Below are 12,827 nucleotides of genomic sequence, written 5' to 3'. Positions count from 1 at the left end.
CGATTTCGTCGGCCCGGAATCCGCGCCAAGGCCGGCATTCGTTCACGTCGCAGCAATTGCGGACGACGCCCGCATGGCACCCTTCCGCGGCGGAGCCTTGTTTGCGCGAGCGTTTCGGGCACAACTCGCAGCATTGTTCCGATCTCAATGATTGTCGCGCATTGGTCCCTGCATCCGCTCGCCTCTCCCCCACAGGCTGGCTCGCCAACCAGCCCTATCTGCTGCTCAGCCTGACCTCGCTGTTCTGGGCCGGCAACATTGTGCTCGGCCGCTATGTCGCGGGCCACGTGCCGCCGGTGACGCTGTCCTGTGTGCGCTGGATCGGGACGATGCTGCTGTTGCTACCGTTCGCCTGGCCGCATCTTGGGCGCGACTGGCCGGTGCTGCGCGCGCATTGGCCGCTGATGCTGGCGCTGTCGGCGACCGGTTTCGCCATCAACAACGCGCTGGCCTACTGGGCGCTGCAATTCACCCAGGCGCTGAACGCGCTGCTGATCCAGTCCTCCGGGCCGCTATTCGTGGCGCTGTGGTCGCTGGCGCTGTTCGGGGTGCGACTGACCTGGATGCAATTTTGCGGCATCACCATCTCGCTGTTCGGTGTGCTCACGATCGTCCTGCACGGCGACTTCGCGGCGCTGGTCGATGTGGCGTTCAACAAAGGCGATCTCATGTTCGCCGGCGCGCTGTGCGCGTTCGGGCTGTATTCCGCGCTGATGCCGCGGCGTCCGGTAAGCCATCCGCTGTCGCTGATCGTGGTCACCACCGGCGGCGGCGCGCTGATGCTGCTGCCGTTCGCCGCCTGGGAATTCGCCGCCGGCGTCAGGCCGAGCCTCGACTGGCTGACCGCGGCGACGCTGGCTTACGCGGTGATCTTCCCTTCGACGCTGGCCTATATCTGCTTCAACCGCGGCATCGCGCTGGTCGGGCCCAACCGCGCTGCGCCGTTCTTCCATCTGGTGCCGGTGTTCGGCTCGGTGATGGCGACCGCCGTTCTGGGCGAAAAGCCCGAGCTGTTTCACCTCGCCGGCTACGCGCTGGTGATCGCCGGGATAGTGATCGCGGCGCGGCGGTGAGGCGTGGCGCACCGTCGCCGACAAGGTCCTCGCGCGCCAATGGCAAGAACGCCCGCATCGAGAAGCACCGCCGGCTGCGGCAAAAGCAAACGGCGGCGCGAAGCAAGGCGCCGCCGCTTTCAATTTGAACCCGTTGGCCGCGGCTATGCGGCGCGCACCGAATTGAGGAACTTGCCGACTTCGAGCTTCAGTCGGTTGCTCTCGCCGGACAGCGACTGCGCAGCCGATAGCACCTGCGACGATGCCAACCCGGCCTCGCCGACGCCGCGCTGCACGTCGGCGATGTTGGTCGATACCTGCATGGTGCCCTGCGCCGCGCGCTGGACGTTGCGGGAGATTTCCTGGGTCGCCGCGCCTTGCTGTTCCACCGCCGACGCAATGGTCGATGCGATCTCGGACATCTGCCCAATGGTGCTGCCGATCTCCTTGATAGCGGCGACCGAATCCTGCGTCGCCGACTGAATGCCGGAAATCTGCTGGCTGATCTCGCCGGTGGCCTTGGCGGTCTGCTCGGCGAGCGCCTTCACTTCGGATGCCACCACCGCAAAGCCACGACCGGCCTCGCCGGCCCGCGCCGCTTCGATAGTGGCGTTCAGCGCCAGCAAATTGGTCTGGCCGGCGATGGTATTGATCAGCTCCACGACGGCGCCGATCCGGCTCGCGGCCTGCGCCAGTTCGCCGACCCGGTCGTTGGTCTTCTGCGCCTGTTGCACGGCTGCGCCGGCAATCCGCGCGGACTCCTGGACCTGACGGCTGATCTCGTTCACCGAGGACGACATTTCTTCGGTCGCCGAGGCGACCGACTGCACGTTGCTGGAGGCCTCCTCCGATGCCGCAGCAACCATGTTGGTCAATTGCTGCGAACGTTCCGCGGTCGCCGTCAGGGTTCCGGCGGAGGCTTCCAACTCCCCCGAGGCCGATGACACGGTCTGCACGATCCGTCCGACCGCGCCTTCGAAATCGTCGGCCAGCTTCGTCATCTCGGACTTGCGCCGGTCCGCTGCAACCAGGTCCTGTTTGGTCTTCGCTTCGACCTCGTTGCGAGCCTTTTGCGCGGCGTTGGCGCCGTTCACCGTGACGGTCCTGGCCATGTCGCCAACCTCGTCGCCGCGCGCGGCGCCGGGAATCGCGACATCGGGCTCGCCTGCCGCGATCGTGGCCATCGCGTTATTCAGCCGGGTCATCGGCCGGGCGACACCCAGGAAGGCGAACAGCACCGAGCCGACGATCGACAACACCACCACGATCGACAGCCAAAGGTTGACGCGATTGGCCTGCAACGTCTCTTGTTCCGCCTGCTCCTTGGCTTCGGTCAGGAATTTCTTCGCCGCACCTAGCGCCGCGGTGACGAATTCAGCGCCCCCGGCCGCGGCGGGCAGTGCCCGAGTCTGGGTCACGGCAGCGGTGGCTTCCTCGTTCTTCACAAGCTCGTTGGTCGTGGCGATGAAGGTCTTGGCGACACCGGCCAGCGCTTCGATGTCGCGACGGATCGTGACGTCGTTCGCCAGCGTGCCGGCTCGCGTGAGCATGTCGGCGACTTTCGCGGCGCTGCCGGCGATCTGGGTCTTCATGGCTGGTTCGCCGGTCGCGGCAAAACGCCAGCTCGCGCCGGCGGCAGCGTTGAGATTCGCATCGGCTTCCTGCAGGTCGCGTTCGACGGCGAGCTGATTCGGGTTTTGCGCCAGCGCCGGTGAGGCCAGCAGGACGTCGAATTTTTCGGTCCAGGCCTTGCTCTGCGCGTTGCTCGTGGCCAGCAGCGCGAATTTCGCGGTGCCCAGCCTGGCCACTTCGTCGACGGCGACGATGTAGTCGGCGGTCAGCGACTTGATCTTCACGAATCTGGCCTTGTTGTCCGGCTGGACGGCGAGACCGGTCGCCATATCGAGCGCGTTTTCGTACATCGTCTTCGATGCCGGAATTTCTGCGAGACTCTTTTCGATTTCCGCCGCGCTCTTCGCGTAACGAATATCCTTGGCCGCGAGTTGAACCCGGCGAAAGCCGATCGCGACCACCAGCGCCTGTTCGGAGATGCTCTGCTGCGCATCCTTGCGCTGATTGACGCTTTCGATCGACGCTTCGCTCAGCCGTTGATTGACAAGCCCTCCAATCGCAAGCGCGACGCCGACCAGACCGACCAGGCCAAGCTTGTTACCAATGCGATTGAGCTTCATCATCTTGAGTATCCGTGTTCGAATTGCAAACCGGAAGTCGGATTGCGGGACAAAGGCGTTCGGATCCCGCCCAGAATTTGCTGCGCCGGGGGTGAAGGCAGCGCACATCGGGCTGCGACGAGCGACGCAGCTTCACGACAGGCCTGTGACGTGTTCCAAATTGCACACGCCCGATAGCAATCAGGTTAATTTCCCGCCTCGTAACGTTACGCGGCCCGCGACCGCGGCCCGTGCAGCCGACTCGGAGATGGCGGGGGAAGAATGCGCTCGGCCGCTACGCGCCGCCGATCAGGATCCCGACCGCGAGCACGATGACGCCGCCGAGTACGATCTGGAACACCGCCTGCAGGAACGGAGTATCCATGTACTTGGCGCGGATATAGGCGATCGCCCACAATTCGAAGAACACCACAATGCCCGCGATCGCGGTCGCGATCCAGAACGCGTTGGCCCAAGAGTCCGGCACCAGATAGGGCAGCGTGTGACCGAGGCCGCCGACGGTGGTCATCAGGCCGCAGATGCCGCCGCGCAGCCATGGCGAGCCGCGGCCGGTCATCGAGCCGTCGTCGGACAGCGCTTCGGCGAAGCCCATGCTGATGCCGGCGCCGATCGAGGCGGCGAGACCGACCAGAAACGTCTGCCAGTTGTGATGGGTGGCGAAGGCGGCGGCGAACAGCGGCGCCAGCGTCGAGACCGAGCCGTCCATCAATCCGGCGAGGCCGGGCTGGACGTATTGCAGGACGAACATCCGTCGCCGGGTGTTGTCCTCCTCGCCGCGCACGCCGGCGGTGAGAATCGTCTCCGACAGCCGCGAGGCCAGATGCTCGTGGCTCTTTTCCATCTCCGCCAGATCGGTGAGCAGCTTGCGGACGCCGACATCGGTGGTCTGCTCGGCTGCCTTAGTGTAGAAGCGCTCGGCCTCGAACTCCATGGTCTCCGCTTCCTTGCGGATGGTGTCGAGCGACAGATTGCGGGTCAGCCAGATCGGCCGGCGTCGGATGAAACCCTTGACGTCCTGGCGGCGGATCGGCGGCAGGTTCGGCCCGAACCGTTGCTCATACATCCGCAGCAGCAGATGCCGGTGGCCCTTCTCCTGGTTCGCCATCTCGGTGAAGACCTTGGCGGAATCCGGATAGCGCTCGGCGAGGTCCTCGGCGAAGCTGAGATAGATCCGGCTGTCCTCCTCCTCCGCGGCAATCGCCACGGCGAGAATTTCGCGCTCGGTGAGATCGGAGAAAGCCTTCATTCGCGGGGATATCCACCAGATTAGAATAATTCTAACTCTTTAGTCCCTGCATCGTGCGCTGTCAAAACGCCTGCGCTGATTTGCGCGGGGGACGTCATCCCCGCTTCATCGAAGCGTCAGCCTGCTGTGACCGAGGCTCTGCACAACAGCCGCCTTGTCGAACACAGGAGGCTTCCCATGCGAAAATCGTTGCTCTGGTCCGTCGCGTCGCTGCTGCTGGCGTCAACCGCCGCCTTTGCCCAATCCGAGGGCGAGTTTCCCGCCACGCTCAAAGGCCACGCCATACTGCCGGCGCAGTCGTTCGTCGATGCGCCCGCCGACGCGCCGGACGATCTGAAGACCTCCGGCAAATACACCACCGGCCGCCGCGTCGAGGCGCTGGGCTCGGTGATGGGAACATCGAACGGCCGCCCGACCGGGGTGTCGCTGCCGTTCAAGGGCCAGCCGCTGCAGGGCCATTCCGGCATCAAGGTGATGCCCGACGGCTCGTTCTGGGTGCTCACCGACAACGGCTTCGGCTCGCGCTACAACTCGGCCGACGCGATGCTGTATCTGAACCGCCACAAGATCGACTGGGCGAGCGGCAAGGTCGAGCGCCAGGAAACCGTGTTCCTGCGCGATCCCGACAAGAAGGTGCCGTTCCGCATCGTCCACGAGGACACCGGCCCGCGCTATCTCACCGGCGCCGATTTCGACACCGAGGGATTCCAGATCATTGGCGAGAATTTCTGGATCGGCGAGGAGTTCGGTCCCTACATCCTGAAGACCGACCTCACCGGAAAGGTGCTGGCGGTGTTCGAAACGCTGGCCGATGGCAAGCCGGTGAAATCGCCCGACCATTGGTCGGTGCAGTCGCCGGGTGCGCCGGGCGCGACCTACACCGGCGTCAATCTGCGCCGCTCCAAGGGTTTCGAGGGCTTCGCAGCGTCGAAGGACGGCAAATTCCTGTACGGCCTGCTCGAGGGCCCGCTGTGGGACGCCGAGAAGAAAGATTGGGAGAGGGTCGACGGCAAGGAAGCCGCGCGGATTCTCGAATTCGACGTCGCGGCGGAGAAATTCACCGGCCGCTACTGGCACTACGTGTTCGAGCAGAACGGCAACGCGATCGGCGATTTCAACATGATCGACGGCACGCACGGGCTGATCATCGAGCGCGACAACGGCGAAGGCACCAAGGACAAGGCCTGCCCAGAAGGCAAGCCCGGCACCGACTGCTTCGCCGACCTGGCGAAGTTCAAGCGCGTGGTCAATATCGAGCTCAGCGACGCCAATGTCGGCAGGCCGGTGCGCAAGGTCGGCTTCATCGACCTGATGAAGATCCGCGATCCCGACCACAAGGCGCGCACGCCGTTGACCGACGGCGCGCTGGCCTTCCCGTTCTTCACCATCGAGAATGTCGACAAGGTCGACGACACCCACATCATCGTCGGCAACGACAACAACCTGCCGTTCTCGTCGAGCCGCGACCCCAACAAGGCCGACGACAACGAATTCGTGCTGCTCGAAGTCGGGGATTTCCTGAAGGCAAAGTAGACGACAGCGAGGCGGCGTGACCTCACCTCTCCCCGCGCGCGGGGAGAGGTGAGGCCGCTCTTGCTCAATGCTCTCGTGCAGCGGTCCGAGCTTACGCCGCCCGGACCTTGCTGAGGAAGTCGTCGACCGCGACGCGGAGATGGCCGGACTGGCTGTCGAGTTCGCGGGCGTTCGACAGCACCTGTGAGGCGGCGTTGCCGGTGGCCTCGGCCGCCGCGGTGACGCCGCCGATGTGATCCGAGATCTCGCTCGATCCGGCCGCGACCGACTGGATGTTGCGCGCGATCTCGCGGGTCGCCGAACCCTGCTGCTCGACCGCGCCGGAAATCGCCAGCGTGATGTCGCTCATCTGGGCGATGGTGGCGGTGATGCCACCGATCGCCTGCACCGCGTTGCTGGTCGAAGCCTGCATCGCCGAAACCTGCGCCGAAATCTCTTCGGTGGCCTTGGCGGTCTGGCTCGCCAGCGCCTTCACTTCGGAGGCCACCACCGCGAAGCCGCGGCCGGACTCGCCGGCGCGAGCGGCTTCGATGGTCGCATTCAGCGCCAGCAGATTGGTCTGCGATGCGATCGAATGAATCAGCTGCACGACCTCGCCGATCTTTTCGGCGCCGGTGGACAGCAATTGCACCGTGGCATTGGTGCGCTCCGCATCGCTGACCGCCTTGCCGGCGATTTCGCGCGACTGGGTGACCTGGCGGGCGATCTCGGTGACCGAGGCCGAAAGCTCTTCGGCCGCCGAGGCCACCGTGCCGACATTGGTCGAGGCGCTTTCCGAGGCCGCGCCGACCATCGCCGCGCGCGACGAGGCGTCGGTCGCGGTCGCGGTCATCGACTGCGCCGTGGCTTGCATGTCCGCGGTAGCGGTAGCGACCGAGCGCACCACACCGTTGACGCTGCGCTCGAAATCGGTAGCGATACTCTCCATCATCGCCCGCCGCTCGGCGGCGGCGCGTTCCTTGGTCGCGGCCTCCTGCGATTCCAACCCGCGAATCCGCGTCGCATTATCCTTGAACACCTGAACCGTCGCGGCCATCTCGCCGATCTCGTCGCCGCGATCGATGCCGGGAATCGGCGCTTCCAGCTGGCCTTCGGCTAGCGATTGCATTCGTGCACCGAGTCGCCCGAGCGGCAGGGTGATGCCGCGCCCGATCAACCAGGCGATCACTCCGGAAATCGCGCCGATCGCCACGGTGGCGCCGACGAGCGACCAGATGATCGGCTTCAGCTTGGCGTCGATATCCTCGAGATAGGCGCCGGTGCCGACGAACATGTTCCAGCCCGGGATGGCGACCGCGTAAGAGATCTTGCGGGTGAGTTCTTCCGAACCCGGCTTCTTGAACTCGTAATACAGCGTCACGTCACCCTTGGCGGCGACGCCATCGCGCAGCTCGCGGGACAGCATCCGGCCATTGGTCTGGACATCGAGACGATTGGTGCCGATCGCTTTGGGGTCGGGCGACGAAATGGTGACGCCGTCCATCGTGTAGGCAAACAGGTAGCCCGCGCCGTTGTCGTAGGTCATGGTCCGCGCGCGGTCGCTGAATTCGGCGATCGCCGCGTCCTTGCTGAGCTTGCCGGCATCGACCTGCTTCTGCAGCCCGAGCGCCATGTTGCGGGCGGTCTCGACGATCGATTTGGTCTGCTCAAGCCGAGCATCGAGCATCTCACGCTGCAACAGCGTCGCCGACAGCGCCCCAACCGCGCACAATCCGAGCAGGGTCACCCCGACCAGAACGGCGATTTTTGGCGTAATACGAAGATTGCTGAATTTCACCGTCCATCTCCAAAGGTGATCGCAGCACCAAATGGTGAGGCGAATTGCGGCGACGGTATCGAAATATACTTTTCAGTTCCTTACTGGCCGGCGACACGACGAATGAATCGCTGTCGCAATCCGGCCGAGCTACGGATCGATGGCAAGAACAGAAATCCGTCGCGGCGAGGCGAGGGATTTCCAAACGTCGGAACAAGGTCGTCGCAGCGATCAGGCCGCCCTCACCTTGGTGAGGAAGTCGTCGACCGCGCTGCGCAGCATGCCGGACTGGGTGTCGAGTTCGCGGGCGTTCGACAACACCTGCGAGGCCGCGGCGCCGGTGGCTTCGGACGCGGCGCTGACGCCGCCAATGTGATCGCTGACCTCGCTCGAACCCGCCGCCACCGACTGAATGCTGCTGGCGATTTCCCGAGTGGCCGTTCCCTGCTCTTCGACTGCGCTGGAGATGCTGGTGGTGATCTGGCTCATCTGCGCAATCGTGCCGGTGATGGCGCTGATCGACTGCACCGCCTCGCTGGTGGATGCCTGCATGGCGGAGACCTGGGCAGAGATTTCCTCGGTGGCCCTGGCGGTCTGGCTTGCCAGCGCCTTCACTTCGGACGCCACCACCGCGAAGCCGCGGCCGGATTCGCCGGCGCGAGCCGCTTCGATGGTGGCGTTGAGGGCGAGAAGATTGGTCTGGGCGGCGATCGAGTGGATCAGTTGCACCACCTCGCCGATCTTTTCCGCTCCGCTGGAGAGCAGTTGCACGGTGGCATTGGTGCGCTCGGCGTCACCCACCGCCTTGTTGGCGATTTCGCTCGACTGCGACACCTGGCGCAGCACCTCGGACACCGAGGCGGACAGCTGTTCGGCAGCTGAGGCCACGGTGCCGACATTGGTCGACGACCGCTCGGACGCGGCGCCGACGGTCGCAGCACGCGAGCTGGCGTCGCTCGCCGTTTCCGTCATCGATTGCGCCGTGGTCTGCATCCCGGCGGCTGCCGTCGCGACCGAACGAACGATGCCGTTGACGCTGCGTTCGAAATCGTCGGCGATGCTCTCCATCGCCGCGCGACGCTCGGCCGCGGCGCGCTCATGTCTCGCGGCTTCGGCCCTGTCGAGTTCACGAATGCGCAGCGCATTGTCCTTGAACACCTGAACGGTGGCGGCCATCGCGCCGATCTCATCGCCGCGGCCGAGGCCGGGGATGTCCTGATCGAGCCGACCGTCGGCCAGCGCCTGCATCCGCCCGCCGAGCTGACCGAGCGGGCGGGTGATGCTGCGGCCGATCAGCCAGGCGATCGCGCCGGAGATCGCGGCGATCGCCAGCGTGGCTGCCAACAGCGCCCACACGATCGGCATCAGCTTGACGTCAAGATCGTCGAGATAGGCGCCGGTGCCGACGAACATGTTCCATCCCGGAATCGCGACGGCATAGGACAATTTCCGGATCAATTCTTCCGAGCCGGGCTTCATGTATTCATAACGCAGTATGACGTCGCCCTTGGCGGCGATGCCGTCACGCAACTCGCGGACTAGCGCGCGATCATTGGTCTTGATGTCGAGTCGGTTCGACCCGATCAATTTCGCATCGGGCATCACGTAAGTCATGCCGTCCATGCCATAGGCAAACACGTAGCCCGCGCCATTATCGTAGGTCATCGTCAACGCACGGCGACCGAACTCGGCAACCGCGGCTTCCTTGCTGAGCTGGCCGGCATCGACCTGCTTCTGCAGCCCGATCGCCATGTTGCGCGCCACTTCGACAACTGCCTTGGTCTGATCAATCCGCGCGCTCAGCATTTCCCGCTTGACGAGATATCCGGCCAGGACCCCCGCGGCGCAAAGTCCGAACAACGTCACCCCCACCAGGATCGCCAGTTTCGGGGTGATCTTCAGGTTGTTCAGCTTCACGATGAATCTCCAGATGATGGCGGGCCACGCGACACAGCCGTGGCGCCACCATGCGAGGAGAACCTTTTTTGTTCCTTACGAATCGCCCGCGTAGAAACACCAGCGCAGCGAGGGAGCGAAGGCTGGAGCGGCCGCCGTCACGAAAAATCCCTCCCCGCATGCGTGCGGGGAGGGATTTGCAACCGAGCGAGAGCTGCGAAATGCGACGGCTCAGAACACCAGCGCCTTGGCCTGCTTGACCTGCGGCAGCGCCTGCACCTTGGCCAGCACCTCCGCCGGCACCGCGCCATCGACCTCGACCAGCGCGATGGCGTCGCCGCCCTGGGCATGGCGACCGAGGTTGAAGGTGGCGATATTGATCTTGGCGTCGCCGAGCAGGCTGGCGAACTTGCCGATGAAGCCCGGCTTGTCCTCGTTGGTGACGTAGATCATCGACTTGCCGAATTCGGCATCGACCCGGATGCCCTTGATGTCGACCAGCCGCGGATGGCCGTCGGCGAACACGGTACCGGACACCGCGCGCTCGATCTTGTCGGTGGTGACGGTCACGGTAATCAGGCTCTCGTAATCGCTTTCGGCGGCGCGGACGATCTCATCGACCACCATGCCGCGCTCCTTGGCGACCACCGGGGCGGAAACTACGTTGACGTCGCCGAGCATCGGGCGCAGCAGCCCGCTCAACGCCGCCGAGGTCAGCGCCTTGATCTTCATTTCGGCGACCTTGCCCTCATAGGTGATGGTCACCTTGGTGATGCCGGTCTCGGTGAGCTGGCCAGCGAACGAGCCGAGCTTTTCGGCGAGCTCGATGAACGGCTTCAGCTTCGGCGCCTCTTCGGCGGTGATCGAGGGGAAGTTCACCGCATTGGAGATCGCGCCGGTCAACAGATAGTCCGACATCTGTTCGGCGACCTGCAACGCGACGTTCTCCTGCGCCTCGGTGGTGGAAGCGCCGAGATGCGGGGTGCAGATCACGTTGGGATGGCCGAACAGCACGTTGGTGGTGGCGGGCTCCTCGACGAACACGTCGAAGGCGGCGCCGGCGACCTGCTTGGAATTCAGCGCGTCGACCAGCGCCTGCTCGTCGACCAGGCCGCCGCGGGCGCAGTTGATGATGCGGACGCCCTTTTTCATCTTCGCCAACGAGGCGGCGTCGATGATGTTCTTGGTCTTGTCGGTCAGCGGGGTGTGCAGGGTGATGAAATCGGCGCGCTTGAACAGATCTTCCAGTTCAACCTTCTCGACGCCGAGATCCTTGGCGCGCTCCGGCGACAGGAACGGATCGAACGCGATCACCTTCATCCTCAGACCGAGCGCGCGGTCGGCGACGATCGAGCCGATGTTGCCGCAGCCGATCACGCCCAGCGTCTTGCCGGTGATCTCGACGCCCATGAAGCGGTTCTTCTCCCACTTGCCGGCCTGGGTCGAGGCGTCAGCCTGCGGAATCTCGCGGGCCAGCGCCAGCATCAGGGTGATGGCATGCTCGGCAGTGGTGATCGAATTGCCGAACGGCGTGTTCATCACGATGATGCCCTTCGCCGTCGCTGCCGGAATCTCGACATTGTCGACGCCGATGCCGGCACGGCCGATCACCTTCAGCCGCGTGGCCTTTTCCAGGATCTTCGCGGTGGCCTTGGTGGCCGAGCGGATGGCGAGGCCATCGTAATTGCCGATGATCTCGGCGAGCTTGTCCTTGTCCTTGCCGAGATTGGGCTGGAAGTCGACGTCGATGCCGCGATCCTTGAAGATCTGCACGGCGGCGGGGGACAGAGCGTCTGAGATGAGGACTTTGGGGGCGGTCATGAGGATGGTCCCTTGATGGACGAAATTTGCTGACGTCACCCGCGGGCTTGACCCGCGGGTCCATCTGTTTCGATGGATGGCCGGGTCAAGCCCGGCCATGACAATGAAAGCGAAACGAACTACGCCGCCTTGGCGAGCGAGTCCTTGGTGGTGGCGAAGGCCCAGTCGAGCCACTGCGTCAGAACCGCGACGTCAGCGGCCTCCACCGTGGCGCCGCACCAGATCCGCAGACCCGCGGGGGCGTCGCGATAGGCGCCGATGTCGTAACCGGCGCCTTCCTTCTCCACAGCTGCCACCAGCTTCTTGGCGAAATCAGCTTGCGCCTCGGCCGACAGCGAGGTGATCGCTGGATCGACCACAGTCATGCACACCGAGGTGTTGGAGCGGATCGCCGGGTCCTTGGCGAGGAAGCCGACCCACGGCGTCTTCGCCTGCCAGTCGGCTAGTACTTTGGCGTTGGCGTCGGCGCGGGCGATCATCGCCTTGAGGCCGCCGACCGACTTCGCCCAGTTCAGCGCGTCGAGATAGTCTTCGACGCACAGCATCGACGGGGTGTTGATGGTCTCGCCTTCGAAGATGCCGGCGTTGAGCTTGCCGCCCTTGGTGAGGCGGAAGATCTTCGGCAGCGGCCACGGCGGATTGTAGCTCTCAAGACGGGCAACGGCGCGGGGCGACAGCACCAGCATGCCATGCGCGGCTTCGCCGCCGAGCGCCTTCTGCCAGGAGAACGTCACCACATCGAGCTTGGCCCAATCCAGCGGCTGCGCGAACGCCGCCGAGGTGGCATCGCAAATGGTGAGGCCTTCGCGGGTGGCGCTGATCCAGTCGGCGTTCGGCACGCGGACGCCGGAGGTCGTGCCGTTCCAGGTGAAGATGATGTCGGAAGCCGGATCGGCCTTGGCAAGATCCGGGATCTCGCCATAGCCGGCATGCAGCTTGGTGACATCCTTCAACTTCAATTCCTTGACGACGTCGGAGACCCAACCTTCGCCGAACGATTCCCAGGCGATGGTGGTGACGGGTCGCGGGCCGAGCAGCGACCACAGCGCCATTTCGACCGCGCCGGTGTCCGACGCCGGCACGATGCCGATCTTGTAATCGGCCGGGACTTCAAGCACCTCGCGCGTCAGATCGATCGCGAGCTTGAGCTTGGCCTTGCCGATTTTCGCGCGATGCGAGCGGCCGAGCGGGGCGTCTTTGAGATTTTCGGGGGTCCATCCGGGGCGCTTGGCGCAGGGGCCGGAGGAAAAATTCGGAGTCGTGGGCCGCGCAGCGGGCTTTGTCGTCATGTTCTATCCTTCCAGATAGCTAGCCTCCCGTTGGGGGGAGGT

8 protein-coding genes are annotated in these 12,827 nt (G+C 64.6%); 2 read left to right on the top strand and 6 right to left on the bottom strand.

All coding sequences use genetic code 11. The features are described from left to right. Nucleotides 1–161 precede the first annotated feature (161 nt). Nucleotides 162–1,073 (top strand): DMT family transporter, encoded by a 912-nt coding sequence (locus HXX15_RS17940; protein WP_296517728.1) that lies wholly within the window; start codon nucleotides 162–164, stop codon nucleotides 1,071–1,073. A 143-nt stretch (nucleotides 1,074–1,216) separates the two neighbouring features. Here the strand turns inward: HXX15_RS17940 and HXX15_RS17935 are convergent, their stop codons facing one another. Both HXX15_RS17935 and mbfA read right to left on the bottom strand, forming a co-directional pair. After that, complete coding sequence (locus HXX15_RS17935) at nucleotides 1,217–3,244, bottom strand: methyl-accepting chemotaxis protein (protein WP_296517903.1); 2,028 nt, start codon at nucleotides 3,242–3,244, stop codon at nucleotides 1,217–1,219. Between the two features lie 274 nt (nucleotides 3,245–3,518). Then, nucleotides 3,519–4,490: an iron exporter MbfA gene (gene mbfA / locus HXX15_RS17930; RefSeq protein WP_296517727.1), complete on the bottom strand. Its 972-nt coding sequence runs from the start codon at nucleotides 4,488–4,490 to the stop codon at nucleotides 3,519–3,521. A 177-nt stretch (nucleotides 4,491–4,667) separates the two neighbouring features. Here mbfA and HXX15_RS17925 point away from each other — a divergent pair, with 177 nt between their 5' ends. Further along, on the top strand, nucleotides 4,668–6,023 hold the full coding sequence (locus HXX15_RS17925; RefSeq protein WP_296517726.1) for an esterase-like activity of phytase family protein: 1,356 nt from the start codon (nucleotides 4,668–4,670) through the stop codon (nucleotides 6,021–6,023). Nucleotides 6,024–6,114: 91 nt separating this feature from the next. Here HXX15_RS17925 and HXX15_RS17920 read toward each other — a convergent pair whose 3' ends face one another. The 4 genes from HXX15_RS17920 to HXX15_RS17905 all read right to left on the bottom strand — a co-directional run bounded on the left by HXX15_RS17920 (nucleotide 6,115) and on the right by HXX15_RS17905 (nucleotide 12,785). Continuing rightward, complete coding sequence (locus tag HXX15_RS17920) at nucleotides 6,115–7,800, bottom strand: cache domain-containing protein (protein ID WP_296517725.1); 1,686 nt, start codon at nucleotides 7,798–7,800, stop codon at nucleotides 6,115–6,117. 210 nt (nucleotides 7,801–8,010) lie between these two features. Next, complete coding sequence (locus HXX15_RS17915; RefSeq protein WP_296517724.1) at nucleotides 8,011–9,696, bottom strand: methyl-accepting chemotaxis protein; 1,686 nt, start codon at nucleotides 9,694–9,696, stop codon at nucleotides 8,011–8,013. Nucleotides 9,697–9,906: 210 nt separating this feature from the next. Beyond that, nucleotides 9,907–11,496 (bottom strand): phosphoglycerate dehydrogenase, encoded by a 1,590-nt coding sequence (serA, locus tag HXX15_RS17910; RefSeq protein ID WP_296517723.1) that lies wholly within the window; start codon nucleotides 11,494–11,496, stop codon nucleotides 9,907–9,909. Between the two features lie 119 nt (nucleotides 11,497–11,615). After that, entirely contained in the window at nucleotides 11,616–12,785 is a 1,170-nt protein-coding gene (locus tag HXX15_RS17905; protein ID WP_296517722.1) for a phosphoserine transaminase, read from the bottom strand. Nucleotides 12,786–12,827: the final 42 nt, after the last annotated feature.

The sequence above is a fragment of the Rhodopseudomonas sp. genome, assembly GCF_013377015.1.
GTDB lineage: Bacteria > Pseudomonadota > Alphaproteobacteria > Rhizobiales > Xanthobacteraceae > JARJEH01.
This window is presented reverse-complemented; position numbering and strand designations above follow the sequence as displayed.

Bases quoted from the DNA above. Each gene is read 5' to 3' on its own strand.
- HXX15_RS17935 (WP_296517903.1), bottom strand. From the start codon at position 3,244: ATGAAGCTCAATCGCATTGGTAACAAGCTTGGCCTGGTCGGTCTGGTC.
- mbfA (WP_296517727.1), bottom strand. From the start codon at position 4,490: ATGAAGGCTTTCTCCGATCTCACCGAGCGCGAAATTCTCGCCGTGGCG.
- HXX15_RS17925 (WP_296517726.1), top strand. From the start codon at position 4,668: ATGCGAAAATCGTTGCTCTGGTCCGTCGCGTCGCTGCTGCTGGCGTCA.
- serA (WP_296517723.1), bottom strand. From the start codon at position 11,496: ATGACCGCCCCCAAAGTCCTCATCTCAGACGCTCTGTCCCCCGCCGCC.
- HXX15_RS17905 (WP_296517722.1), bottom strand. From the start codon at position 12,785: ATGACGACAAAGCCCGCTGCGCGGCCCACGACTCCGAATTTTTCCTCC.